Raw genomic sequence first — 24,708 nt, forward strand, 5'->3', positions numbered from 1 at the left:
TTCCGGTCCCGTGACGTTATGGGCACGCAATGGCACATATAGCGCAGAAGCGTTTGTAAGTGCTCCGGCATTGCGTTAAATGCGGCCTGCTGTTTCTCATAAAGGCTGGAAGAAAGCGCATCGCTGAATTAGTACACCATTGATAACCAGCATTGATTGTGAACGCCCAGTGAGGAAAGTTCACCGGAAGCCCTAGCCGCTTCTTTAAACGGTGCTGATTCGGGGCGCGTTACAAGGATTAATATGGTCAGGTCCCCATTTGCCAGAGTTTCCCCAGCCTGTTTGTAAATCTCTTTTTTGCTTTCCGGACCGGAAAGCTGGCCCAAACAGGACGCACTGTGAGTGCTTTCGCTGATAAAGTTACTCCATGCGGATGGAAGCTGGAGCATACGCAGAGTGTGACCAGTGGGTGCAGTGTCAAAAATGATATGGTCATATTCCTGTTGCACCTTGCCGGCTGTGATAAAGCTGGAAAATTCATTGAATGTGACGCTTTCACGATATTCAGGGGCGGTTTGAATTGGATCCTGGTTAGCCACAACCAATTTAGGCACGTCAGAAATCTGTGTCCCCTTGTTTGCTAACGCTATTGAAAAAACGTCCTGCAAATTAGAGGCTGGGTCGGTACTGATTAGCAGCACCCATCATTTCCTTGCGCCTTTTCCGCTGGCTTCCCCAGCAGACTGGCGGGCAGATCCAGCCATTCCGTAAATTCCGTATTGATGGGGTACCTGCCAGCTAGAACGATTTTTCCATCCATCACAGCAACGGGCAAGCTGTCCGGTCCCTTGTCGATGATGATATTTTGACGAATATCTTTTGTGTTGCTGCTAGCCATAAAATCTGGTTTTTCAAGGCGCAGCAGATTGGATGAGGAGGATTGGAGCGGATAGGAATCCACAAAGGCCGGCTGGCTCATCGGTTCCACATATGTACTGGAAGAAATAGTGGCGTGCAGGAGATCAACACATAGACCAGTTGAATAGTATATAAATAAAGGCGAGTATCCCAATAGTAAGGACTCGCCTTTCTGCCTCCTAAGTTCAAAGAGTAACTGTAATCTTTCACCTTAGTATTCACACGCAGCATCAACAATAACAGCAGTAAGAGATGAATTGTTAATAGTTGCTATACCTAAAGAAACGTCAGCTTGAGTAGCTATAACACTATAGATGCAGCATTCATCACAGGTCAGATCACAATCACATATAGAGAATGAGAAGTTATTACCATCCGTAACTTCATCAAGTGATAAAAATGTCCAAGTTCGTCCAATAGGAATAGGTGCCAATTGATTTCTGCATTGTTTAAAAATCTGGAAATTAAGAATTAGAGATGCAGCAGTAGTAATGATATTACTTGCAAATTCTAATTGAATACATGGATGTTTCATACCTTTTGTTTCTACATTTACAGTAGCTAATGTAAATGTAACTCCGGGAAGAGTCGCAACAGGAAGTGTTACAGATCCTGACGACACACCACATTTCAGGCGTGTTCTATTAGGTTTTAGAGGTTTTGGTATTCTTTCAAATTTACAAACGCATTTATGCTCACTGCATTTATGCTCACAATCATAACATGTTTCTATATCTTCGCATCTACCATCGTATTCACTGGCATTCATAAAAAGCCCTCCTTATCCTGATTTTACATTTTTAAAGAAGTTGTCTATATCTTCATAGTCTATTATATTCTAAAACTAATTCTCCGTGATTTTACCCTGATATTTACAGTGCAGTATAATCAGGTGTTATAAAGTTCTCTACAGATGATACTTATTTGCTCTCTGTTGGAGGTGCAATTTGGAACGTACTAAGCTATGCAAGAAATGGGATACAACCCAGGGAGAACGTACGTTCTGAAAGCCAGATGAAATATTCAGGAAAAAAATTGGTATCCTCATATATGTATTTACTAAAAAACAAAGAGGAAATCCCCATATCACTTAGATGCACTGGACTGCCAGAAAGGCGCAATTTAAATTATAATTAGGAAAAACGTAATATCTTAACAAGCCGAATTGTAAATTGCAAGTTTCATTAAGCAAATTGTAAATATATTGTAATGCCAAAATTTGGGTTTTGCTGTTATACTAATTTTATAAAAAGAAGGAGGATAAAACATGAATAAGTTTTTAAAGTTATTGATAACCGGCATCAGTTCCCTGGCGTTAGTGCTATCAGGAAGTGCTATTGTAACACAAGCAGAGGAGCCGGTTTCACTGCCTAACTCCATACGTATCTACGGAACAGTAACCTCAGTTTCCGAAGACAGACTTCGTATGACACGGAAAGACGGTGCCAGCGCAGGTCAGGAAATCATCCTGAACCTTTCCGCTGAGTCAAGGATTTTAAACTCCGTCAGCGGAGATCCAGTAACCGCAGGACAGATACAGAATGGTGAATTTATCTATGCTGATATTAGCCCGGCTATGACCCTTAGTCTGCCGCCCATATCAAATGCCGTTGTAGTGCTTTGTAAAGTCCCGGCTGATTACCAGGTTCCGGAATACGTAACTGTAGCGTCTATGAATATAAACTCAGACGGGCAGACTGGAATCCTCACCTCTGATACAGGGAAGCAATACAGCATAACTGATCAAAGTAAACTGTTTCCATATTTAACCCGAAACATTGTTACAGTCCATAACCTGTCAAAAGGACGCAATTGCCTGGTCTGGTCGAATGATAATACTGTTTCAAAGATTATGGTATTCCCAAATTCCGGTACATCAGATAAGCAAACCGGCTGGATAAAAAAAGACAGTTCCTGGTATTTTTATGATGCCAACGGCTTGGTATATACAGGATGGCTGAGTGATAACAATGACTGGTATTACCTGGATCCTGAGACCGGAATTATGAGAACAGGTTTCATTACCCTGGAGGGCAATACATACTATCTTCAAAAAGATGGACGCATGCTTACATCTTCAAAGACATTTATTCCAGATGAAAACGGCGTACTAAGATAAACAGAAATTAAAAATATAAAACTTCTTTTCAAAAAGCCTGCAGGATTTCCACGATCCTGCCGGCTTCTTCTTTTTATAAGGACTTTAGCCAAAGTAACAGAGCCAAAAGAAATAGTTGACTATATGAAAGAGCAGGCAAGGTACCTGATTAACCATTACCAGTAACGGGTGCATTTCAAAATTAAAAGGGTACACAAACCTGCAAACCGCCCCAAACAATTTTCTGGTTTAAGTTGGAAACCAATCATAGAATGAAATTTTAAAGGAATGCCATACTAAAAAATAGATTTATAATAAAAGGAGGCAGACCATGAGCAACGATAATTCAAAAAAAAGTACAAAAAATCATAAAAAAGAAGATGGTACTTTTCGTTCAAAGCATATTAAGCATAATCCGCAGGCAGAAAGCGCTCGAGCTGTATTCGGGTTAAAGGCAGATAATTCGAAAGATAAAGAATCATAGACTCTAAATATCATTAAAATATCTCACGTTCAGCCGAAAAAAGCAGGCAAATATAGAAACTATTTCTATATGTAAGGGAATAGTTTCTATGAGACTTTTATCGGTTTATAGACGATTTGCGAGGAGGTTTTCAACATGTCTAATTATACTGGTGTAGTTAAATGGTTTGATAACGAAAGAGGTTATGGCTTTATCTCAACAAACGAAGGTCAGGATGTTTTTGTACATCATTCACAAGTCAAAGAAAAAACTCATAATAAAGATTTGCATGAGGGCCAGTCTGTTAATTTTGACGTTAAGCAAGATGATAAAGGATTAAGTGCTTTTAACGTCCATAAAAATTAAATTGTAAAGGAGTTATCTTATGAACAAAATTCATTATGATATATCAGGCATACAGAATTCAGAGATTAAGACTCAGCTTAAAAATGCATTAGACAAAATAGAAGGAATTACTATGGTCAATGTTGATGCAGCAAGAGGTTCCATTGAAGTCGGATACAATCAGTCAACGGACGAAAATACAATTAAATCTTGTATCGAAAATGTTGGCTGCAATATAAAGAGCCAATCCAGCGACTTCTAAGAATAGAATCTGTGAAAAAGATTTTTGAATGAATGCCAATTTATAAAACTTTTTATGCTAATATAAAAATATACTACCTTGTGGTAGACAATTCATATTATATAAGAGTAGGGAAAAAAGTCCCTATTCTTTTTTTGTTACAAAGAGTTTAACCGAATCAAGCAGCGAAGCGGATAAAAGCTGCAAATTTGTTATTTTACAGTCACTGCAATTACATGTTCCGGTAAATTGTTCTTAGCCGAAGGTGGGAGAGAGAAAGACAGGCATCTGAGGAATAACAGCCAAGAACAGTTCTGAAATGTTCGATCAGCTAATTTACAGTTATAGCTATTGTAAAAATGATTTATTTATTTTATTATAGTCTTCATGATTTCATGTTACATTAACATGAAACATGGACATATTATATCTATAACAGAGGAGAAAAAAATGGCTAAATTATTTTTTAGATATGGCGCAATGGGAAGCTCTAAAACGGCTAATGCACTCATGACCAGATATAATTTCATGGAAAAGGGAAAAAACGTTTTATTAATAAAGCCTGATGCAGAAACCAGAGATGAAAAAACGAAAATCAGATCAAGGATCGGGCTGGAAGCAAATTGCATTTTATGGTCTGAGTTCAAGGGTTACGATTATAATTCAATCAAGGAATTGGATACAATCATTGTAGATGAAGTACAATTTCTTTCAGAAAATGATATTGAACATCTTTCTAATGTGGTTGATGAATACGATATTTCAGTTTTCTGTTACGGCCTTAGAACGGACTTTACATCCCATCTTTTTCCAGGCTCCAAACGCTTGATGGAACTGGCAGATGAAATTGAGGAATTAAAAACAGTCTGCTGGTGCGGTAACAGTGCCAATATGAATGCAAGAATTGATAAAGATGGGAACATAGTCAGAAAAGGGCAGCAAATATTAATGGGGGCAAATGATAAATACATTTCATTGTGCCGTAAACACTATAAAGAAGGTAAAATCAAACAATAGATTGATACAAATTCATATGCTTACTATCAGCCGGGGCGTTGGCCCCGGTAAAAAAGCAGCCGCAAAAGAACATACATTCGTTTCTGTTATTTCAAATGCCTGTAAAGGCATGTTCACATATATGCTAATTGTCTGGAAAACAGTCAATTTGTTCACTTCAAAGAAAATACGATTCAAATTGCCATCATAACCTCCTTTGTCAGATCGATCACTTTAATTTCCCTTAACCGCTGCAATACCTGTTAAATCACTCAAATTACTATAAATGCTTGACTAAAATAATTATTATTAAAAAAGCATTGACTAAAATAATTTTATAAAATATAATAAAAGTAACCAAAAAAAATGGCATATTGAAACAGCACTTGTACAATATGCGCCTTAGGAGGAGGTATATATTTATGTTTAAGCAGCTTCAAAAATTAGGTAAGGCATTTATGTTACCAATCGCCATTCTTCCGGCAGCAGGTCTTCTGTTAGGGATAGGCGGGGCAATGTCCAATCCAAACACCATTGCGGCTTATCCATTTTTGAACATCTTTGCTCTGCAGGCATTATTTACTGTTATGAGTAAAGCGGGAGAAGTGGTGTTTGGGAATCTGTCACTCATCATGTGTATTGGTCTGGCAGTGGGGCTTGCAAAAAAGGACAAAGGAACGGCAGGCCTGGCAGCTGCGGTTGCTTTTCTGGTCATGAATGCGTCAATCGGCGCATTGCTGTCAGTCTTTAAGCCGGATGGCAACACAATTGATACCGGTGTTGTAGGCTCTATTGTTATTGGCTGTATGGTTACTTATTTCCATAACCGGTACCGAAATATACAGCTGCCGCCGTTTCTGGGATTTTTCGGGGGCTCACGTTTTATACCGATCATATCCTCATTTGCGGCAATTTTTGTGGGTGCAATATTCTTCCTGATCTGGCCTCCTTTTCAGTCATTATTGGTTTCCTGCGGCCAGGCCATTGCAAGTATGGGAGTCTTTGGAACATTTCTGTATGGATTTTTGATGAGGCTTTGCGGAGCGGTAGGCCTGCATCATATGATTTATCCCATGTTCTGGTATACGGAATTAGGCGGAGTTGCCACGGTAGGAGGACAGGAAATTGCAGGTGCCCAGAAAATTTTCTTTGCCCAGCTGGCTGATCCTAATTTTACAGGAATGTACACCGAGGGTACGCGATTTTTTGCAGGCCGTTTTGATACGATGATTTTCGGTTTACCGGCAGCATGCCTTGCAATGTATCACTGTGTTCCTCAAAAACGCCGTAAATTGGTATTTGGTTTATTCTTCTCAGCGGCTCTAACATCATTTTTAACAGGTATTACGGAACCCATTGAATTCATGTTTCTGTTTGTAGCTCCGTGGCTGTATGTGGTTCATGCATTTTTGGATGGTCTTTCCTTTGCGATTGCCGATCTTTTAAGCGTTCGTATCGGAAACACCTTTTCCGGCGGAATCATTGACTTTACCTTATTTGGAGTCCTGCAGGGCAATGCAAAAACTCACTGGATCTATGTAGTGGTGGTGGGAGTATTCTGGGCGATTCTGTATTATGTATTATTCCGTTTCCTGATCACAAAGTTTAATATCCCTACTCCAGGCCGCGAGGAAGGAGAAGATGATGAGGTAAATGTGGAAACAAAGGGTACAATTGCTGAAACGGCTCTTCGCGTGCTTGCAGCGTTAGGCGGCAAGGAAAATATTGAAGATTGTGATGCTTGTATTACCCGTCTGCGTGTGGCGGTAAAGGATATCAGTAAGGTTGATAAAGAAGCCATTAAGCGGGAAGGCGCAGCAGCCGTACTGGAGGTGAAAGGCGGCATTCAGGCAATATTCGGAGCTAAGGCAGATCTGATAAAATCAAAAATAAACGACATAATCGGCGAAGAATAGGGAGATGTGATACTTATGAATAGAGGTTTGATTGTATCCTGTCAGGCGCTTCCGGAGGAACCCCTGCACAGTTCATTTATCATGGGGCGTATGGCTCTGGCAGCAAAAGAGGGAGGCGCAGTCGGTATTCGTGCGAACAGCGTGGAAGATATTAAAGAAATCAAGAAAAATGTGGATCTTCCGATTATCGGAATTATCAAAAAAGTGTATGAGGAAGGCAAGCCTTATATCACCCCCACATTTGCAGAGGTAGACGCGCTGGTCCGGACCGGAGTTGATGTAGTTGCGGTGGATGCCACCAAAAATCAGGATGTGGATTTTCTTTATAAGCTTCATGAGAAATATCCTCACCAAAAATTTATGGCAGACATTTCAACAGAAGAAGAGGGACTGCGCGCGGACGAAATTGGTTTTGATTTTGTGGGCCTGACCCTGTTGGGATATACGCCTCAGTCTCAAGGACTGGATAAATTTAAGGTTCTAAAGTCTTTGATTGCCAAATGTACCCATCCTGTTATAGCAGAAGGAAATTTTAACACACCGGAGCAGGCTGCAAGGGCCATTGAATCAGGAGCCTACGCAGTAGTAGTAGGAACTGCCATCACACGCCCTCAATGCATTACCCGTGGATTTGCCGAGGCAGTGTCAAAGGTTAATAAATAAATTTACGCCTTCCTTCTGTTTCCTCTGAAATCTTTTCGTTTTTACTAAAAAGTGATATAATAAGAACACTTTATATAATATGGGTTCAATTTTCACAAATTAAAGACGAAAGCACAAGAGGTATCAATATGGACATTCTTTCATCAATTCAAAAAAAATATAATACGTTTACAGATAAAGAACGAAGTATCGCGGATTACATTTTGAAGGAAGGCAATAATATCCGGAATATGAATATCTCTGTTCTGGCAGCTACTGTGGGAGTATCTGACGGTACAATAACACGCTTCTGTAAAAAAGTTGGAGGAAAATCTTTTGCAGAGCTGAAAATCCAGCTTGGAAGCGCAGGGGCAGGAAACAAGATTGCCCATTCGGATGATCTGGTGACTCAGGTTTATGATTTTTACAAGACAGTAATCGAACATTCCAATCAGATGATAGATAAGAAGGCATTGGAGTATCTGGCAGACCAGATTGTCACGGCAGGAAATATCTATATTTTCGGAGTGGGATCCTCAGGACTGACTGCCTGTGAGACCATGCTCCGCTTATCCCGTATGGGATTTCATGTACAAAGTGTGACCGATTCTCATTTAATGGTGATTTACAGCTCAATTTTGGGCCCCGGAGATCTGGTAATTGCAATTTCCATATCCGGTGAAACGGCAGAAGTTGTCAATGCTGTCAGGGCTGCGAAACAAAATGGAGCAAAGCTTATCTGCCTGACCAGCTTTACCGACAGTACGATCGCACAATGCGCTGATTTTTGTTTTCCCGTAGTAAATCCATTGTTTGTTGATCAGGAAAGATTTGTAAACAGTCAGTTGTCGACTCTCTATACGATCGATCTTCTTTGCCTGATTCTTCTAAAGGATGAAGTCCGGAAGAAAAAGATGAATATTACGGTGGAAACCATTGTCAAACAGTCTCATTTAAAATAGAATGCAGTAAAATAAGAAGTGCCAGGAGCGGCTTTGAATTCCCATTTCAAAGCCGCTCCTGGTTTTTTTATGGCAGGATTCTTGGTGTACTTCTGTTTTCTGCATATTGTGGCACGAAAAGGAGATAATAATTTAAAATTAAGATTGGAGAATTATGGTTTCACAAGTGATGCCATTATAAAATTATGGAGAAAACAATAGCATTTCATGATCTTGTTATCATCTTGTGCGGTATCGTGATGGGGACAATTGCACGTTTCGTTACCCTCCGCATTGATACACGTCAAAACCCCAGTTATCCTACCGGTGTTTTTATTAATATAGTGATAGGAATTCTGGCTTCTGCTTTGGGCTCTGTTGCGATACCGGCTCTGTTAGATAAAGAATTCACGGCAGTTACTTTTATTGCCTTAGCCATCCAGCATTTCCGGGAAGTGAGAAAAACAGAAAAAGACAGTCTTGAGGATCTGGAAAAAACAGAATATTCAAAAAGAGGGGCCGCTTATATTGACGGCATTGCCAAGACCTATGAATCCAGAAATTATTTATCCATGCTTACTTCCCTGTTTGTTGTGCTGGTTTTAAGTATCTTATCTGTAGAAAGTCTGGTTATAAACTTAATGATTGCTGCAGTCAGCGGCATTTGTATGATTTATTTCCTGACAAGAATAACAAAAGGTAAATGCATCGGTGATATCTGCAATATAAAAGAAGGAAAAATAACCATAGACCATTCGGATCTGCTTGTGGATGGCATGTATGTTACCAATGTGCTGGGAACTGAGAGAATCAGAGAATTATTTTTAAAAGAGGGAATCGGTATTGTCATAGAGCCGAAAAGCGATAAATTCAGAATCACGATTGAGAATTATGGACAGAGGCAGGCCATGCTTTTTGAGGCTACCAGGACCTTTGGCGTGAAGAGGTACAGTTTTACCAGAAAAAACTATAAAACAGGAAAGCTGCTACTGGCTTTTATACCAATTATTCGTGATCCTGATGCTATAATAGATGTAATTAAGAAAACACCCGTACTGGAAAACAGCAGGAAAATCAATACAATTATGGATATTAATATTGGAGGGGATATCAATGGGGCAGAGTAGTCCGGAGATATTGGTTTATATAACAGATAACAAAGAAAGAATCATATCAGGCGACCCTTTGACTCTTTATATACCAGATTCAGAGGAGCGCGAAATATGTCTGACAGATTTAGGGAAGGCGCTTCGAGCCGATGTGGTGCAGCTAAAAAATGGTGATCACTTATTAATCAGCAGGTAGAATCTTTTTAGGAGGCGGTCAATGGAAACCCAGCTGGGAAAAAATACGGTAAGAAAAGAGGCAAAAAATAAAGTAACAGGCCTGGCTAAATACACAAATGATTTCACGGATTCTCCTATGCTTTACGCCAGATTATTAACAAGTGTTCATGCTCATGCCCAAATCGTATCCATAGATACCAGTAAAGCCTCTGCAATGCCAGGGGTAAAAGCGGTCATCACGGCAAAAGATCATCAGGTGATGTGTGGATCCATGCTTCAGGACAGGCTTCCTTTAGCCAGAGAAAAGGTCCGCTATTACGGCGAACCGGTTGCCATTGTTGTTGCAGATGATGAAATGCAGGCAAAGGCTGCAGCGGGAAAGATACTTGTAGAGTATAAGCCCCTGCCCGTTGTAAATTCCTTGAAAGAAGCTTTTAAAAAGAATCCTGTTATAATACATGAAGCTCTCATGTCATATACAAAAGCAGCTGAGGAGGTCTATCCTGTAAAAGGAACCAATATCTGCCATCACCAAAAAATCAGAAAAGGCGATATGCAGAAAGGCTGGCTGGAAAGCGAAATTATTGCAGAGGGCAGCTTTTCCCTGCCTCAGTCTGATCACGCTGCCATGGAAACCAGGGCAGTTCACTGCATGATCATGCCGGATGACAGTGTAATGATCAAGACATCCTCTCAAACGCCATATGAGGTCAAGGAGTCCCTCAGCAAGTATTTTAATATTCCGGAAGGAAAGATTGTCGTCCAGGTTCCCCTGGTCGGCGGTGCATTCGGAGGAAAAGCGTGTGTGCAGCCAGAGATTCTGGCAGTGATCGCGGCAATGAATGTAAAAGGAAAATGGATCAACCTGACAAATACGAGAGAGGAAGATATGGTCACCTCTCCATGTCATTTGGGGCTGGAAGGAACCATAAGAATGGGAGTGAAAAAGAGCGGCCAGATCATGGCGGCTGAAATGACATTCCAGATCGATACGGGGGCATATTCCGATATTTCTCCCAAGATAACAAAAGCAATCGCAGTTGATTGTGCCGGGCCATATCGAATACCAAATCTCCAATGTGACTGCTACAGCGTATACACAAACCATCCTTATATAACCTCTTTCCGTGGTTTTGGACATGAGGGACGTACTTTTTGTCTGGAAAGAATGATGGATAAGTTGGCATACGAAATAGGGTTGGATCCTTTCCAGTTAAGGCTTTTAAACCTGGTAAAGGCTGGCGATTTGACTCCAACCCTTGTCAAAGTCACTGCCAGCAATACTGGGAATGCGGCAGAATGCCTTGAGAGACTAAAAACGATCATTAACTGGAAGGAAGGCGCCTGCATAGCAGGAGAAAATGGTTTGGTCAGAGCAAAAGGAATCAGCTGTCTGATCAAAACCTCTGATACCCCCACAGATGCAGGCGCAAGCGCTGTATTAACCTTTAATTCTGATGGAAGCGTGAATCTGGATTGTGGTGCTGCTGAGATAGGGCCGGGGATGAAAACAACGGCAGCGCAGATATTGGCTGAAAAAATGAGAATCAGTGTCAATGACGTTTATGTAAAGCTGGATGTAAATACCCAGTCAACCCCGTATTTATGGAAAACCGTTGCCAGCATGACAACTTACATGGTAGGGCGGGCCGTATTGAATGCGGCTGACGATGCCATATCCCAGCTTCTGGACCTGGCGTCAATTGCTCTGCGCTGTCCTGCTGAGGAACTGGACTTTGAGAATAAGATGATTTTTGTAAAGCATGATCCAGAGCGTTATATCATGTTTGAGGATCTGGTAAAAGGCTACAAGTTTCCTAATGGCAATTCCCTTAAAGGACCGGTTATTGGACGAGGCAGCTATGTCATGAATCATCTTACACCTCTTAATGAGGCATCGGGACGGGGGACGCCCGGCCGGAGCTGGACGGTAGGTGCCCAGGCTGTTGAAATTGAATATGATACCAGACAGCATACCTACCGGCTGTTAAAAGCGGCTACTGTGATTGATGCAGGCAAGGTCATAAATCCCAAGACTGCAAGAGGGGTGGTCATGGGAGGCATGTGCATGGGGCTTGGACTTGGTACCAGTGAGGATTTTGTTTACAATGAAGAGGGAATTGTAGAAGATACAAGCTTTCGCACCTATAAAATGATTCGCTACGGAGAAAATCCGGAATATCTGGTTGATTTCGTAGAGACACCTCAGATTGATGCGCCCTATGGAGCCAGAGGCATTGGAGAACACGGTATTATTGGAATATCTGCCGCTTTAGCTAATGCCATATCTTTGGCGGCTAAAATCGATGTAAACCAGCTCCCCATTACGCCTGAATTCATATGGAGGGAAAAGTCTAAACTATGATTCCTTTTGATTTTGATTACTACAAACCAGAAAGCATGGAGGAAGCATTCGGCTGCTATCATGACTTGCGCTCAAATAACAAAAAGCCTATTTATTATGGGGGCGGTACGGAAATTATCAGTATGGCCAGGGTAAATGGTATAAAATTTGATTCGGTCATTGATTTGAAAGGAATACCGGAATGCAGCCAGCTTGAGGTGAGCGGCGGGAAATTCAGGATTGGAGCAGCACAGACCCTGACAAACATTGGGGAATGTAATGCATATCCCCTGCTGTCCAAAACCATAAAAAGAATTGCAGATCACACGATTCAGGGAAAAATTACCATAGGCGGCAATCTGGCCGGCACAATCAAGTACCGGGAGGCAGCCTTACCGTTGATGATAAGTGATTGTTCCTTGCAGGTAATGACAAGGAGAGGATTGGCCGAATTACCATTTTTAGAGGTGTTTCGTGGAAAGATGCAGCTAAAAGAAGGAGAATTTCTGGTATCCATATTGATTGAAGAAAGTGATCTGAATTTACCTTACAATCATGTAAAAAGAACCAAACAGGAGAAAATAGATTATCCATTGATTACCATGGCGGCAGTAAAAAATAAAAAGGCCATAAAAGCGGCGATTACCGGGTATGGCAATAATCCTGTCATTTTATCAGAAAGAATCATAAACCATAAAATATATAACGTGGAACAGAAAATTAAAAAGGTCATAAATTTAGTTCACAGTGATTGCAAAAGTGATTTATCAGGAAGCAGGGAGTATAAAGAATTTGTATTGGAAAATATGCTTCGGGAAATGTTTATTAATTTTGAAAAGATCGGATGATCCTTTCAGGAATTGAGGGATTATATGCATTTATCAGGTAACAGTATCATTGTTCTTAATGTAAATGGTGAAGACAAAGCCGTTATGGTTAAGCCATCCTACACTCTGCTTCATGTCCTTCGGGAAGAATTATCTTTAACAGGAGCCAAAAGCGGCTGTGAGAACGGAGATTGCGGTGCCTGTACGGTATTGGTTGATGACATGCCTGTCAAAGCCTGCCTGATGCTGGCGGCAGAGGCAATCGGTCATAAGATAACCACAGTGGAGGGGTTAGAAAACGCTCCCATACAAGATGCATTTATAAGAAACTGGGGATTTCAATGCGGTTACTGTACCTCTGGATTTCTTATGGTTTGCCATGCACTGGCCATGTACAAGCCCGATGCTGATGATCCTGTTATAGAAGAATGGCTGCAATCCAATCTTTGCAGGTGTACTGGTTATGAGGAAATCGAGAATGCCGTAAAATCAATACTATCAGGGAATTATAATTGAGAAATACGGGGTTGTATCTGAGCTTTTTTCAAACAGCTTTTTACGAAAAAGTTATTTATATATGTGATTCACATCTTGTCTGGTTAGCCCATACAATAAGGTATAATTATAAGATGAGGTGTATGATATGGGATGTTCTAATTCTTGGTCTTGCGGCTGCAACCGCAACAATTGCTGTGACAATAAGTGCTGTGATAATAGATGCTGTAACAAAAGTAACGTTGATCCTTGTGCAGAAGCAAAAAGAGAGGCATATTGTGCCGGTTTCAGAGATGGATGCAATGATCCATGCTGCAGAGGTACTAAAAGATAGGCAAGGCTGATAGCAGGATGAGCGGGTATCCGGTATTCCGGACCCGCTTTTTAAACGAATCAAGTAAGTCCCCTACATCATATGCGAAAAGCATTAAGTGGTGGGTCGCGGATTGCGAATATCCACTTGACAGCTTATCTATAATTGCGAAGTCTACTGTCTTATGATAATATAATTCCAAAGTTTACCAACAGGTTTCTAAAAATCTGTAAGAGAGGATGAATGCCAATGGGAAATAAAAAAGGTATTATAGCTGAGTTTAAAGAATTTGTTTTGCGCGGAAATGTGGTGGACCTTGCAGTTGGTGTTATTATCGGCGCTGCTTTCCAGGCGATTGTCAATTCCCTGGTAAAGGATATCATATCTCCCCTGATTGGAGTGATTACCGGAGGAGTAGATTTCTCCAATAAATTCGCACTTTTGTATGCTGCTCCGCAAGGTACAGATGTTTCCACGCTTCAGGCCGCACAGGCTCTGGGGCCGGTATTTGCTTATGGTTCCTTTATCACGGCTGTTATTAACTTTTTAATCATGGCTTCTGTTATTTTCATGATGATAAAGGTAATTAATTCCCTGCGCGGAAAGAAGCAGCAGGCAGAGCCGGCTGCTTCTGCGGACAAGGAGTGTCCATATTGCTTTACCCGGATCAATATAAATGCTACCCGCTGTCCTAATTGTACAAGCCAGCTGGATATACAGCCGGAAACAGCGCAGGAAGATTAAAGAGATAGAAATCCGGGGCTGTAAATTATAAGAGTGTGGAAAGGCGATCTAATACACGGTTTACATCCAGCTGCCCAAATCCCCATATATTGTTGGGATAGCTGTAGGCAGGGTTACGCAGTGCTCCTCTTACAATCATGCGGTTTACTTGTTCGCCTGTAATATAAGTGAAGTTACCCATGCCCTGGGACCATTCAAAAATGATAGCAGATGCACCTGCTGCAATGGCAGCAGAAGCGCCGGTGCCTGTTAAGGATCCATATTGGTTTTCAGGAAGCGCACAGGGGATCTGATAGCCGGGGGCCGCAATATCAGGTTTAACAAGGCCGCTTCTTGTGAAACCTCTTCCTGATTCATCCAGGATATTGGAGGTCAGCTGATTATAAGCGGCAACGGTCAAGGTACGTCTGGAATTCCCGGGAGAGGTTATGGTTATATCCGGATTGGAATTTAAAAAAAAGGTCCTGGTTGATATCAAGTCTCCGCTGGGCAGCCAGGAATTAAAAGAAAAAGGTTCATTTTCCGTGCTTTGGACACGGAAATACCAGATTCCGGGAAGGGGGTTCTCAAACCGTAATAAAATCAGCTGGTCGCCGCTTTCCCGTTCAAAGACCATGTTATTTACCCAGACGATGCTTGGGCTGCTCTGAAAAACAAACTTTTGGCATTCGCTGAATGTGGGATTAATAAATGGGATTGTTTCCCGGTTTGGTGCAGAAATTTCAATAGAAAGCCTTCCGGGTATATGTGCCCATAGCTCCATGAAGAACTGCTTGTCATTTCCTGAAATATTTAACTGGAAATCATTAAAGTAGGGTGCGGAAATGGTTTTGTTAAAATAGTGCCTTCCGTTGTTTGCCTCATTTCCTGCGGATATGGAAACACCCAGATCAGGCTGCTGAACCAGGGTCTCTAAGTAGGTGCTCAAAATACCCCTGCCATCATGATTGCCCTGACTGCTGCCCAGAGCAATACATATGATTATAGGACGTTTCAATCGCTGGCCTATGGAAACTAAGTAACGTACTCCAAGAACTATATCTGATTCCTGGAAACATAGTTTGTCTTCTGAAACAGAAAATATCATTTTAAGATTCGGCTTAGCTTCTTTTAATTTTACGACAGCCAGCTCTGCATTTGGAACAACGCCGCTAAAGGAATTGTTATTGCCGGAAGATCCTGCAATGATGCTTGCAATGGCTGTGCCGTGGCCAACTTCATCGGTTGAAGGAACAACGGAAAAAGGATTTTCATTGTGCAGTGCGTCATTTATGGAAGCTTTTGTATATTCCGTACCAAAGGTAAAATCCTTGGGAGGTGTTCCCGCTTGCTGTGTCTGATCCCATATGGAAAAAATCCGGGTTGTTTTATCCTTATTCATGAACGCCGGATGCCGGTAATCAATCCCGGTGTCCACGATGCCAATAACCATTCCCTGTCCATAAAAGTTATAATCCATTTGGGCCGCGGCCACATCCATCTCTGGTGCAGCAGGGGCAACCGTAGAAGTAAGGGTATAAAGGGTTGGAAAAATGTGGTAAGGCGTTTGGCCGAGATCACATGGCTGCATATTATTTTTGGATACATGCAGCAGGGAAAACCTGTCATTGAGCAATGTAATATCATCGCCCACACCGTAGGAAGGAACTAATAAATTACTTATAATCAAGTCGTAATAATTATTATCCAGTATTTTTTCCATAATTAAATCTCCCTGATAAGATCTGCTTAGAGCATATGATATATTTTATGCAGCATTGCTTCCAATATGAGCGTTATATGTAAGCAGGCTGCATTTGCTGCCGATGTTTGGGTTCTGGCCACTTTAATTCACAAAACACGTGTGCGAGCTTCTTTTTCTTATGCTCATAATAGGAGCCCGCTTGCATAAAATATATCATATGCGCCAGTAGTGTAGACAGGGAGGCCTTATCATGCTAAAAATATTGGATGATAATTATTATGATTTGATCATCAGTAATGTTATGATTCCCACATATGATACCGGAGATAATATAACTCCCATGCATTTAAGGAATTCTTTGGCTCATATCCCTGTTGATTCAGCGAATCCCTGTGACTTGGGAAAGTATCCTTATAATGCATTTCCTTCCCTATTTACCCTCAGCTCCACTGTCAGCCTTGAAAAATCCGGTATCGGAACGGTACAGAGAAACCCTTATTTAGCTTTATTTGGGCGGGGAGTGATTGTTGCGGTCATAGATACCGGGATTGATTACCAGCATCAGGCATTTTTATATAATGACGGAACGACCCGTATTCTTTCCATATGGGATCAGACCATACAAGAGGGCGCTCCGCCGGAGGGATTTACGTACGGCACCGAATATACCAGGGAGCATATTAATGTTGCACTTAAATCGGAAAATCCCTTATCCATAGTTCCTTCTGTGGACACCAATGGCCACGGAACTGCAATCGCAAGTGTGGCAGCGGGCAAACCAAGCCTGGTGCAGTCATTCAGCGGTGTTGTCCCGGAATCCGATCTGCTGGTTGTAAAGCTGAAGCCGGCAAAGAACAATCTGAAAAAAATATTTTTTACTCCTGAAAACGCTATATGCTATCAGGAGTCGGATGTGATCATTGGGATCAGTTATGTGACTACCGTTGCCCGAAGGCTGAACCGGCCCGTTGCCATATGCCTTGCCTTGGGAACAAACCAGTCAAGCCATGACGGGCGGGGAGCAACCAGTTTTTTTACCAATTACCTGGTACAGCAGCCCCATAACGGGATAACCATAAGTGCAGGCAATGAAGCGAACAAACGCAGACATTACTTTAACAGCACCACTGCGGAACCCTTCGTAAATAATTTTGAATTAAGAGTTGGAGAAAATGACAAACTGTTTTCCGTTGAGCTATGGCCGTTTGCCCCGGCAAGGCTGGCCATAGAGATAATCGCTCCAAACAGAGAGACAACAGGGCAGGTTTTTCCGGCTCTGGGGGAATGCAGAAGATTTGCCTTCGTATTTAATTCAAGCGTTGTGTGGGTCAATAATTATATTTTTGAAGAGGAGAGCGGAGATCAGCTGGTATTGATGCGTTTTCAGGACCCCCTTCCCGGAATCTGGAACATTCGGGTTCAAAACCTTGATAATGGACCATTTTCTTTTCATACCTGGCTGCCGTCAGGAGACCAGATCACAGAAGAAACCTTTTTTATAAATGCCAATCCGGACACTACCGTAACTTCTCCTGGAAATTCAACCAATCCTCTGACGGTTACCGCTTATAATCAGTATAATGACACGGTACTGCCTGAATCAGGAAGAGGATATACAAGAACCGGATTCGTAAAGCCGGACATAGCAGCACCGGGTTATGAGATTACCTGTGCGGTTCCGGGAAACCAGTATGGCAGTATAACAGGAAGCGGATCCGCGGCAGCCCAGGCGGCGGGTGTTGTTGCAATGGTTTTTGAATGGGCCGTTTCAAGGGGAAATTATACCAATATGACCGGAAACGATGTGAACCGTCTGCTTATACGCGGAGCGCGGCGCAGTACCACGTATACTTATCCCAACAATATCTGGGGATATGGACAGATTGATATTAACTCGCTGTTTGAAAGGCTTACGAATATTTAACCGAATCTGCAGTCCGTTTTAATTTTATGATTGAGGTTATTGAAAACATTCTATATAATGAAAGAGCCGGCTTTTAGCCCTGCCCTGATGCTGATTTGGCCTGCTGGTTTATTTCAGCTTTCAGGAAAGGTAATGAAAAATGACAGGATACAGGAAAGAGGAGAAGGAATGGAAGAAACGAAAAAGAGCGGATTGGAAGAGCTTGAAAAAGCGGCTGAAATCAGCGGATTCAAATGGTATATTTTTGATATCATTTATGAGGGGCTGGAACAGGACGGAATTGAAAAAAGTAAATTCAGCCTGGATAAAGAGGAAGCGGATGCCGTCTGTTTCATAATAAGGGATGGAAGTTTTACTGTTTGCGGCAGAGCCGGAAAAGATATGAGGCAGCACCATAGCATTTATCACGGGGTCTGTGATTTTTTTAACAGAATCTATGAGGGCGAGGAAAATACAGAGAAAGCGGTGACCCGTTTTCTTATAAGAACTCTTGATTTACCGGCCCTGATGAAGAAACCAAGCCGTTCCATGCTGAGAGACCAGATCTGCACATGTCAAAAAGAGACCGAAGCTCTGAAGGAAAAAATAAAAAAGGAGCCGGGAAAAAAAGAAGAAACTATGCTTTCTCTTAACAGGATTTATTTAAAAGGATTAAAAGAGAAAATGGAAAAATATTATGGGGAGACAGTATAAGAAAAAAATCTTTGTTTTATGTGAATAAAACATCTGGATTAGGTCATAATAGGATTATACCAAAGATGAGTGAATACTTATCCTCCCCTTTTTAGTGAGAGAAGTCCTGTAAACTAATGTTTATATGGCTTCTCTCATTTTTTGTCTGACGCTTAAATGGGAAAACTGTTGCCAAACTGTTGCCCAAATGATTAACTTCAATAATGTCGCTGAATCTAAATTATATTATTAAATTACAATCAAATTCAATATTTAGGAGGATCAAATGAAGTCAGACAAAAACTGGGACTGGAAAAATAGCTTTCCTTTTATGTTTTGTACCATAATTGTAGTAGTCGGGTTTATTATTGCTACATTGATTATTGTAAACGTACATGCTTTATGTTAACGGTGAGGGAATATGGTCAGAAAAGATTGTTAACGTAGAAATATTAGATAAATGAAAGTGAAATTTCAATAGATTATAGAACTGAAGGTATAAAATGGCTAAAGATAGAGAAACACCCTGTAAATATTACATATGTGCAGGTAAATGCGAGAAGGGGCGAGAGGCCAATCATAAAGGATATTGCCAAAAATGTGATAAATATTTACCTCGCGCCAGGGTAAGGCATATAAATATAAAGAAGAAAAAATTGGACAAAATCAAGAGGGTTGAAAGGGAATAATGATAGAAATAAAAGGAAAATGTAACGAAGCTAAAATATTTACAGATGTTGTAGATGAAGCGTCAATATCACAGGTGATGCTTTTATTAAATCAAGAATTTATCACTGGAAGCAAAATAAGATTAATGCCAGACATTCACGCAGGGGCTGGCTGTACCATTGGCACTACAATGACCATAACTGACAAAATTGTTCCTAACCTTGTTGGAGTAGACATTGGCTGTGGGATGGAATGTGTACAGATTAAAGAAAAACACATTGAATTGCAGAAGCTAGATAAGTTAATTTATGAAAGGATTCCATCTGGCTTTAATGTAAGAACAAAAACACATAGATATTTTGATAAATGTGATATTGAAGAATTACATTGTATAAACAAAGTTAATTTAGACAGGGCCGAAAAGAGCCTTGGAACGCTTGGTGGTGGAAATCACTTTATTGAATGTAATAAGGATGCTGACGGTAATATCTATATTGTTGTTCATTCCGGAAGTCGCCATTTAGGGCTAGAGGTAGCAAATTATTATCAAAATCAAGCATATGAAGTACTAAATGGTTCCTCTGTTTTTGATAGACAGGATTTAATCGATGAATTAAAGAAGCAAGGCAGAGAAAATGAAATCCAGAAAGCATTATCAGATTTGAAGAATGTAAAAAGAACAAATATCCCAAAGCAGCTCGCATTTGTTAGCGGAGATCTATTTGAACAGTACATTCATGATATGAAAATAGTTCAGGAATTTGCGATGTATAATCGACAGGCAATGATGGATGAGATAATTAAAGGAATAGGAGTTCGTGTAATTCAGCAATTTACAACAATTCATAATTATATAGATATAAACAATATGATTCTCCGAAAAGGAGCTGTATCAGCCCAAATGGGAGAACGTTTGATTATTCCTATCAATATGAGAGATGGCAGTTTGGTGTGTATCGGAAAGGGGAATGATGATTGGAATCAGTCTGCTCCGCATGGAGCTGGCAGATTGATGAGTAGATCAAAAGCAAAAGAGACGTTTACTGTATCAGAATTTAAGAAGCAAATGAATGGAATTTATACGACATCTGTAAATAAGGACACTTTAGATGAATGCCCTATGGCATATAAAGGTATGGAAGACATCGTAAATAATATTGGGGCCACTGTAGATATTGAAAGTGTCATCAAACCGATTTACAATTTCAAAGCCGGAGGAGAATAAAATAACTATTTTATATCGTCGTGATTGAGTCGACTATGTGTGGATTAAATGGATTGTTAAGTGAGATTATTGATATAAACAAATATTTATACCATAATGTTATGAACGGGTAATGGTAGCATATAATAGAATTAATAATATCATTTGAGGGAAGCCATGGTCATACATGTTGTCCAGCCAGGTGAAACCATCTATTCAATATCAGAGTATTACGAAATTCCTGTTGATAGATTAATATTAGAAAACGGAATCACAAACCCCGACAATCTTGCGATAGGCCAAACCATTGTGATTGTTCAACCGGAAATAGTCTATACAATCCAGGCCGGTGATACTTTGGAGAGCATTGCAGAGCAGCACGGTACTACACCCATGGAATTATTAAGAAATAATCCCTATCTATCCGATAGAGAATATCTGTACGCTGGTGAAACCATAGTTATAAGCTATCAAACGGATAAAACAAGAACAGTTGCTACTATTGGCTATACATTTCCTTATATAGATAGATCTGTTTTGATAAAAACGCTCCCCTATTTAACTTATCTGACTATATTTAATTATAGGACTACAAGTGAAGGTGAAATTATCTCAAGTGCCAACGATAATGAAATTATACAACTAGCTAAAGCATATGGGGCTGCGCCCATGATGTTTGTTTCCACTATGACTGAAGAGGGAATCATTAGACGTGAAGTAACCTATAATATTTTAAATAATCCTTCTGTGCAGGATCGTTTTATTAATAATGCTCTTTACATTCTAAAAACGAAAGGTTTTTATGGTATAAATATATATGCAGAAAACGTAACCAATGACAACATAAATAGCATTGCAGAATATTTGAAAAGAGCCTCTGCGATATTTCATTCAGACGGATATAAAGTACTGATTACCATAACACCAGCTACAAAAGATGCCCCCGGCGTCGCTTTTGAAAAATTAGACTATTCAATATTATCTGAATTTGTTGATGGAATCATATTTTCCTCATATGACTGGGCAAGGTCTTACAGCTATCCAAACGCAATTTTTCCGGTTAATATCTTACGAGAATTGATAGATTATGTGGTTAGTATAATTCCCTCTGAAAAAATTTTTCTAGGAGTCACTGCTCTAGGTTATGATTGGACGCTTCCATATGTCCCCGGTGCCACAGAAGCTATTATAATATCTAATGATAGGGCTGTGCAAATTGCAGCGGAAAACGATATACCAATACAATTTAATGAAGCAGCACAGTCGTCTTATTTCTATTATATTGATATCGATGGGATTTTGCATGTCGTATGGTTTAAAGATGCAAGAAGCTTTGATGCAAGAGCAGAGTTAGTAGCAGAATATAATCTCCAAGGTTTATCAATTTGGACTATTATGAGATTCATTACCCAATTGTGGCTTATTATCAATACTAAATATTACATAGAGAGGCTTATGGGTATTGACTAAAAATTACATGGGCTGATATGGTTGAGATATAAGAACTGTTTTATCAATAGAAGAGAAAGACGATAGAATTATTCGCTATCGTCTTTCTTTATGCCTCGTTGCATTTTGTCTGCATATAAAAGTAACCGACTGACTGTAGGATCATCAGAAACGATTATGTCATTTGGGGTACATTCCAACTCACGACAAATCGCCTCAAGGGTATCGAAGGAATATAATTGCGTTTGGTGTTCGTCAAAATGGTTGACCAAAACTTTTAATTCAGATGTCGGTACAGAACACAACTCTTCATGTATGAGTTGTGATGGAACCGGAACAATACTTTGTGAAACCGAATCCTGTGATATTTGTTTTAGACAGGCTTGCGCACTTGTCTTAAACGATAGTAATAATTAGCCACAGTAATCTCATGCTGGTCGCATCATTCTTTAACGGAAACTTCAGGAGATTTGTTTTGACATTCCTGTATCTGCTCAGCCCATTGCTGAAGCCGATATTGTCTGGCTGCTAAAGATGTTGTTAAGTTCATAGATGCATCACTCCTATAGATGTCAAAAAAAGTTGAGCCTCAAGTTTTTTGACTTGGTGAGTCTATTATCTCAAATAACAAAAATAAAATCTACACACCTACTATGGAGCGTTTACCAAAGAGGTATCAGCGGTTGTAAATATCCCATTACCAGGTACCTGTTAAATTGAAAACTCAGCACTAACAAAATATTCTTTAGGCGTTTCCTGTTGTGGTTCGATTCTAAACCCCTTTATTATTCGATATTGGCCGGCAGATAATTTACCATATAATATCTCAAAATCAGTGGACCACGGGAAACTATTCCCCTTTTTTAATCCATACCCAATAGAAGTAAACATGATATCGTTCTTCACCGGTAAAGGATACCACTTTTGACCATTTTTTACTTCAAGGATATAATCTTCACCAAATATTGCTGGATCATCAGCAGAATAATTAATACACACTGCAATTTTTGTATCAACTACACTTTCTACCGTCATGGTTACACCATTAAAATTATTTAAAACTAATGTGCTTTCAGACCTTTTTGGGATTATATTGTTATTATCTTTGTAATTAATGTTGTCTCTATAAATTAATATTAAAAATAATGAAACAATGGAAGCAAAGATAAATACTTTTTTTTTCATTTTCTTATTCATTCCTTTTACTTTGTGATGATTTTGCAATTTATTTTTATACTTTTATTTCCAGATAACCATTGGTACCACCTTCTTATGGTTAGATTCTTTTAGTTAAGTTACACCTTCTTTTTCATTACCGTACCATAATTATATAAAAATGTAAATCAAATACACAACATGGCACATTACGGGTGGGCCTGGAGACTGTATCCGGTATGTATTTTATAATCCCTGGCAATACAGGTATAGCTAATGCTGCCCTCATTGGCCGTGAAATCGCAAGATTAGCATTACTTTTTTTTCAAGATATACTGTCCGCGCCTTTGCTTTATCATTCATATCCTTAACTGCTGTCATATTGCGTTCCTCCATTAAAAGAAAGAGCCCAAGGCTTTAGGAAGGCGATGGCGCATCAGTATATTAAAAATTCTCTGGATAAAAGCCAGGCGCCGAAAGAAATATCGAGTCAGCTTGGTCATAGTAATATTCGAATCACGGAAAGATATGCCTGTTAAAAAAGAAAAACATTGTGGCTGGAAAAGAGAGAATGTCGTTTATCTATGATAAGTAATGTGGTAAAATGGAGGAAAGAATTATGGCAGAGTTGTTTGAAAAATCAGAAGATAGTGATAAGGCTGAATTAATGGTATGTATTGATAGATAAATTAAATGGTTGAGACATGACTAAAAAAACAGATATTGAAATAAAAATCAGTTAAAAGAAAGTATTTATAAAAGATTATTAGGAAGAGATATTTCCAGAAAATGAAAAGGTAGCAGGATATCTAAAAGAATATGAAAATAATAAGTAGGATGAAAGGTTGGTTTTAATATAAAATGGAAATCAGAAAAGCAATTGAAGAAGATGTAATGGCAATTATGAAAATTTATGAATATGCCCGTAAGTTCATGATAGATAATGGAAATCCAACTCAGTGGAGTCCTGACTATCCAAATGCAGATGTAGTGGAAAGAGATATTGTAAACGGGAATTGTTACGTTTGTACTGAAAAAGAGACTATTGTTGGTACTTTCGCATTTATCATTGGGGAAGAACCTACTTACCATACGATTGAACAAGGAAACTGGCATTGTGATATTCCATACGGCGCCATTCACAGACTTGCCGGCAGTGGACAGGTAAAAGGGATATCGAAGGCTTGCTTTGAATTTTGTAAAAGTAAAATAGACTATCTTAGAATAGATACTCATGCAGACAACAAGCCTATGCAGGCCGCTATATTAAAAAATGGTTTTAAAAAATGTGGGATTATTCATGTAGCGAATGGTGATCCAAGGATTGCTTTTGATTATTTATTATCATGATATTAGAAAAGTGGTGAGAGATATAGGCTTAAACAACGATTCACCAAATACATATTTAACATTTAGGGGTGCAGAGCTTCCGGCCTAACCGG

General features: G+C 39.9%; 27 protein-coding genes. 21 read left to right on the forward strand and 6 right to left on the reverse strand.

The features are described 5' to 3' along the window. Window positions 1-128 precede the first annotated feature (128 nt). The 3 genes from ABFV83_RS05530 to ABFV83_RS05540 form a co-directional block, all read right to left on the reverse strand. Window positions 129-641, reverse strand: coding sequence for an ArsA-related P-loop ATPase (locus ABFV83_RS05530; protein ID WP_349947927.1), 513 nt, complete (start codon window positions 639-641; stop codon window positions 129-131). Next, the gene (locus tag ABFV83_RS05535; protein ID WP_349947928.1) at window positions 632-919 is read right to left on the reverse strand and encodes an arsenic metallochaperone ArsD family protein; all 288 of its coding nucleotides are present in this window, start codon (window positions 917-919) and stop codon (window positions 632-634) included. Before ABFV83_RS05535 ends, ABFV83_RS05530 begins: the two co-directional genes overlap by 10 nt. A gap of 150 nt (window positions 920-1,069) precedes the next feature. Continuing rightward, a complete protein-coding gene (locus tag ABFV83_RS05540; RefSeq protein ID WP_349947929.1) occupies window positions 1,070-1,627 on the reverse strand; it encodes a DUF4489 domain-containing protein in 558 nt (185 codons plus the stop codon). A 498-nt stretch (window positions 1,628-2,125) separates the two neighbouring features. Here ABFV83_RS05540 and ABFV83_RS05545 point away from each other — a divergent pair, with 498 nt between their 5' ends. The 15 genes from ABFV83_RS05545 (at window position 2,126) to mscL (ending at window position 14,509) form a co-directional block, all read left to right on the forward strand. Beyond that, a complete protein-coding gene (locus ABFV83_RS05545) occupies window positions 2,126-2,977 on the forward strand; it encodes a hypothetical protein (RefSeq protein ID WP_349947930.1) in 852 nt (283 codons plus the stop codon). A gap of 310 nt (window positions 2,978-3,287) precedes the next feature. Further along, window positions 3,288-3,440, forward strand: coding sequence for a CPC_1213 family protein (locus ABFV83_RS05550; protein WP_349947931.1), 153 nt, complete (start codon window positions 3,288-3,290; stop codon window positions 3,438-3,440). A 135-nt stretch (window positions 3,441-3,575) separates the two neighbouring features. Further along, complete coding sequence (locus ABFV83_RS05555) at window positions 3,576-3,785, forward strand: cold shock domain-containing protein (protein WP_349947932.1); 210 nt, start codon at window positions 3,576-3,578, stop codon at window positions 3,783-3,785. Between the two features lie 19 nt (window positions 3,786-3,804). Then, on the forward strand, window positions 3,805-4,026 hold the full coding sequence (locus ABFV83_RS05560) for a heavy metal transporter (protein WP_349947933.1): 222 nt from the start codon (window positions 3,805-3,807) through the stop codon (window positions 4,024-4,026). Window positions 4,027-4,455: 429 nt separating this feature from the next. After that, a complete protein-coding gene (locus ABFV83_RS05565; RefSeq protein ID WP_349947934.1) occupies window positions 4,456-5,022 on the forward strand; it encodes a thymidine kinase in 567 nt (188 codons plus the stop codon). Window positions 5,023-5,423: 401 nt separating this feature from the next. Then, a complete protein-coding gene (locus ABFV83_RS05570; protein ID WP_349947935.1) occupies window positions 5,424-6,917 on the forward strand; it encodes a PTS transporter subunit EIIC in 1,494 nt (497 codons plus the stop codon). Between the two features lie 15 nt (window positions 6,918-6,932). Continuing rightward, window positions 6,933-7,580: an N-acetylmannosamine-6-phosphate 2-epimerase gene (locus ABFV83_RS05575; RefSeq protein ID WP_349947936.1), complete on the forward strand. Its 648-nt coding sequence runs from the start codon at window positions 6,933-6,935 to the stop codon at window positions 7,578-7,580. A gap of 128 nt (window positions 7,581-7,708) precedes the next feature. After that, window positions 7,709-8,521 (forward strand): MurR/RpiR family transcriptional regulator, encoded by an 813-nt coding sequence (locus ABFV83_RS05580; RefSeq protein WP_349947937.1) that lies wholly within the window; start codon window positions 7,709-7,711, stop codon window positions 8,519-8,521. Between the two features lie 185 nt (window positions 8,522-8,706). Next, on the forward strand, window positions 8,707-9,627 hold the full coding sequence (locus tag ABFV83_RS05585; protein ID WP_349947938.1) for a YIEGIA family protein: 921 nt from the start codon (window positions 8,707-8,709) through the stop codon (window positions 9,625-9,627). Beyond that, window positions 9,614-9,805 (forward strand): hypothetical protein, encoded by a 192-nt coding sequence (locus tag ABFV83_RS05590; protein WP_349947939.1) that lies wholly within the window; start codon window positions 9,614-9,616, stop codon window positions 9,803-9,805. The genes ABFV83_RS05585 and ABFV83_RS05590 overlap by 14 nt, the downstream gene beginning before the upstream one ends. A 21-nt stretch (window positions 9,806-9,826) precedes the next feature. Beyond that, entirely contained in the window at window positions 9,827-12,151 is a 2,325-nt protein-coding gene (locus ABFV83_RS05595; protein ID WP_349947940.1) for a xanthine dehydrogenase family protein molybdopterin-binding subunit, read from the forward strand. Continuing rightward, complete coding sequence (locus tag ABFV83_RS05600; protein ID WP_349947941.1) at window positions 12,148-12,978, forward strand: FAD binding domain-containing protein; 831 nt, start codon at window positions 12,148-12,150, stop codon at window positions 12,976-12,978. Before ABFV83_RS05595 ends, ABFV83_RS05600 begins: the two co-directional genes overlap by 4 nt. Before the next feature lie 24 nt (window positions 12,979-13,002). Then, a complete protein-coding gene (locus ABFV83_RS05605) occupies window positions 13,003-13,473 on the forward strand; it encodes a (2Fe-2S)-binding protein (RefSeq protein WP_349947942.1) in 471 nt (156 codons plus the stop codon). Window positions 13,474-13,595: 122 nt separating this feature from the next. Further along, window positions 13,596-13,796, forward strand: a complete 201-nt coding sequence (locus ABFV83_RS05610) for a hypothetical protein (RefSeq protein ID WP_349947943.1) — start codon at window positions 13,596-13,598, stop codon at window positions 13,794-13,796. Between the two features lie 218 nt (window positions 13,797-14,014). Then, window positions 14,015-14,509: a large conductance mechanosensitive channel protein MscL gene (mscL, locus tag ABFV83_RS05615; RefSeq protein WP_349947944.1), complete on the forward strand. Its 495-nt coding sequence runs from the start codon at window positions 14,015-14,017 to the stop codon at window positions 14,507-14,509. 25 nt (window positions 14,510-14,534) lie between these two features. Here the strand turns inward: mscL and ABFV83_RS05620 are convergent, their stop codons facing one another. Next, window positions 14,535-16,211 (reverse strand): S8 family peptidase, encoded by a 1,677-nt coding sequence (locus ABFV83_RS05620; protein WP_349947945.1) that lies wholly within the window; start codon window positions 16,209-16,211, stop codon window positions 14,535-14,537. 232 nt (window positions 16,212-16,443) lie between these two features. On the opposite strand from ABFV83_RS05620, the gene ABFV83_RS05625 reads away from it, so the two are divergent. The 5 genes from ABFV83_RS05625 to ABFV83_RS05645 all read left to right on the forward strand — a co-directional run bounded on the left by ABFV83_RS05625 (window position 16,444) and on the right by ABFV83_RS05645 (window position 22,132). Beyond that, window positions 16,444-18,117, forward strand: a complete 1,674-nt coding sequence (locus ABFV83_RS05625; RefSeq protein ID WP_349947946.1) for a S8 family peptidase — start codon at window positions 16,444-16,446, stop codon at window positions 18,115-18,117. A gap of 168 nt (window positions 18,118-18,285) precedes the next feature. Beyond that, on the forward strand, window positions 18,286-18,810 hold the full coding sequence (locus tag ABFV83_RS05630) for a hypothetical protein (RefSeq protein WP_349947947.1): 525 nt from the start codon (window positions 18,286-18,288) through the stop codon (window positions 18,808-18,810). A gap of 482 nt (window positions 18,811-19,292) precedes the next feature. Further along, on the forward strand, window positions 19,293-19,478 hold the full coding sequence (locus ABFV83_RS05635) for a hypothetical protein (RefSeq protein WP_349947948.1): 186 nt from the start codon (window positions 19,293-19,295) through the stop codon (window positions 19,476-19,478). Continuing rightward, a complete protein-coding gene (locus tag ABFV83_RS05640) occupies window positions 19,478-20,683 on the forward strand; it encodes an RtcB family protein (protein WP_349947949.1) in 1,206 nt (401 codons plus the stop codon). The genes ABFV83_RS05635 and ABFV83_RS05640 overlap by 1 nt, the downstream gene beginning before the upstream one ends. Before the next feature lie 156 nt (window positions 20,684-20,839). Continuing rightward, on the forward strand, window positions 20,840-22,132 hold the full coding sequence (locus tag ABFV83_RS05645) for a LysM peptidoglycan-binding domain-containing protein (protein WP_349947950.1): 1,293 nt from the start codon (window positions 20,840-20,842) through the stop codon (window positions 22,130-22,132). A gap of 68 nt (window positions 22,133-22,200) precedes the next feature. Here ABFV83_RS05645 and ABFV83_RS05650 read toward each other — a convergent pair whose 3' ends face one another. Further along, complete coding sequence (locus ABFV83_RS05650) at window positions 22,201-22,416, reverse strand: helix-turn-helix domain-containing protein (protein ID WP_349947951.1); 216 nt, start codon at window positions 22,414-22,416, stop codon at window positions 22,201-22,203. Between the two features lie 406 nt (window positions 22,417-22,822). After that, window positions 22,823-23,296, reverse strand: coding sequence for an immunoglobulin-like domain-containing protein (locus ABFV83_RS05655; RefSeq protein WP_349947952.1), 474 nt, complete (start codon window positions 23,294-23,296; stop codon window positions 22,823-22,825). Window positions 23,297-24,127: 831 nt separating this feature from the next. Between ABFV83_RS05655 and ABFV83_RS05660 the strand changes: the two genes are divergently transcribed. Then, window positions 24,128-24,616, forward strand: coding sequence for an N-acetyltransferase (locus tag ABFV83_RS05660; RefSeq protein ID WP_349947953.1), 489 nt, complete (start codon window positions 24,128-24,130; stop codon window positions 24,614-24,616). Window positions 24,617-24,708: the final 92 nt, after the last annotated feature.

The organism is Lacrimispora sp. BS-2 (assembly GCF_040207125.1).
In the GTDB taxonomy this organism is placed as follows: domain Bacteria; phylum Bacillota; class Clostridia; order Lachnospirales; family Lachnospiraceae; genus Lacrimispora.

Bases quoted from the DNA above. Each gene is read 5' to 3' on its own strand.
- ABFV83_RS05540 (WP_349947929.1), bottom strand. From the start codon at position 1,627: ATGAATGCCAGTGAATACGATGGTAGATGCGAAGATATAGAAACATGT.
- ABFV83_RS05645 (WP_349947950.1), top strand. From the start codon at position 20,840: ATGGTCATACATGTTGTCCAGCCAGGTGAAACCATCTATTCAATATCA.
- ABFV83_RS05660 (WP_349947953.1), top strand. From the start codon at position 24,128: ATGGAAATCAGAAAAGCAATTGAAGAAGATGTAATGGCAATTATGAAA.
- ABFV83_RS05620 (WP_349947945.1), bottom strand. From the start codon at position 16,211: ATGGAAAAAATACTGGATAATAATTATTACGACTTGATTATAAGTAAT.
- ABFV83_RS05565 (WP_349947934.1), top strand. From the start codon at position 4,456: ATGGCTAAATTATTTTTTAGATATGGCGCAATGGGAAGCTCTAAAACG.
- ABFV83_RS05585 (WP_349947938.1), top strand. From the start codon at position 8,707: ATGGAGAAAACAATAGCATTTCATGATCTTGTTATCATCTTGTGCGGT.
- ABFV83_RS05575 (WP_349947936.1), top strand. From the start codon at position 6,933: ATGAATAGAGGTTTGATTGTATCCTGTCAGGCGCTTCCGGAGGAACCC.
- ABFV83_RS05595 (WP_349947940.1), top strand. From the start codon at position 9,827: ATGGAAACCCAGCTGGGAAAAAATACGGTAAGAAAAGAGGCAAAAAAT.
- ABFV83_RS05555 (WP_349947932.1), top strand. From the start codon at position 3,576: ATGTCTAATTATACTGGTGTAGTTAAATGGTTTGATAACGAAAGAGGT.
- mscL (WP_349947944.1), top strand. From the start codon at position 14,015: ATGGGAAATAAAAAAGGTATTATAGCTGAGTTTAAAGAATTTGTTTTG.
- ABFV83_RS05605 (WP_349947942.1), top strand. From the start codon at position 13,003: ATGCATTTATCAGGTAACAGTATCATTGTTCTTAATGTAAATGGTGAA.
- ABFV83_RS05610 (WP_349947943.1), top strand. From the start codon at position 13,596: ATGATATGGGATGTTCTAATTCTTGGTCTTGCGGCTGCAACCGCAACA.
- ABFV83_RS05625 (WP_349947946.1), top strand. From the start codon at position 16,444: ATGCTAAAAATATTGGATGATAATTATTATGATTTGATCATCAGTAAT.
- ABFV83_RS05590 (WP_349947939.1), top strand. From the start codon at position 9,614: ATGGGGCAGAGTAGTCCGGAGATATTGGTTTATATAACAGATAACAAA.
- ABFV83_RS05655 (WP_349947952.1), bottom strand. From the start codon at position 23,296: ATGAAAAAAAAAGTATTTATCTTTGCTTCCATTGTTTCATTATTTTTA.
- ABFV83_RS05630 (WP_349947947.1), top strand. From the start codon at position 18,286: ATGGAAGAAACGAAAAAGAGCGGATTGGAAGAGCTTGAAAAAGCGGCT.
- ABFV83_RS05635 (WP_349947948.1), top strand. From the start codon at position 19,293: ATGGCTAAAGATAGAGAAACACCCTGTAAATATTACATATGTGCAGGT.
- ABFV83_RS05600 (WP_349947941.1), top strand. From the start codon at position 12,148: ATGATTCCTTTTGATTTTGATTACTACAAACCAGAAAGCATGGAGGAA.
- ABFV83_RS05535 (WP_349947928.1), bottom strand. From the start codon at position 919: ATGAGCCAGCCGGCCTTTGTGGATTCCTATCCGCTCCAATCCTCCTCA.
- ABFV83_RS05640 (WP_349947949.1), top strand. From the start codon at position 19,478: ATGATAGAAATAAAAGGAAAATGTAACGAAGCTAAAATATTTACAGAT.
- ABFV83_RS05580 (WP_349947937.1), top strand. From the start codon at position 7,709: ATGGACATTCTTTCATCAATTCAAAAAAAATATAATACGTTTACAGAT.
- ABFV83_RS05545 (WP_349947930.1), top strand. From the start codon at position 2,126: ATGAATAAGTTTTTAAAGTTATTGATAACCGGCATCAGTTCCCTGGCG.
- ABFV83_RS05550 (WP_349947931.1), top strand. From the start codon at position 3,288: ATGAGCAACGATAATTCAAAAAAAAGTACAAAAAATCATAAAAAAGAA.
- ABFV83_RS05570 (WP_349947935.1), top strand. From the start codon at position 5,424: ATGTTTAAGCAGCTTCAAAAATTAGGTAAGGCATTTATGTTACCAATC.
- ABFV83_RS05560 (WP_349947933.1), top strand. From the start codon at position 3,805: ATGAACAAAATTCATTATGATATATCAGGCATACAGAATTCAGAGATT.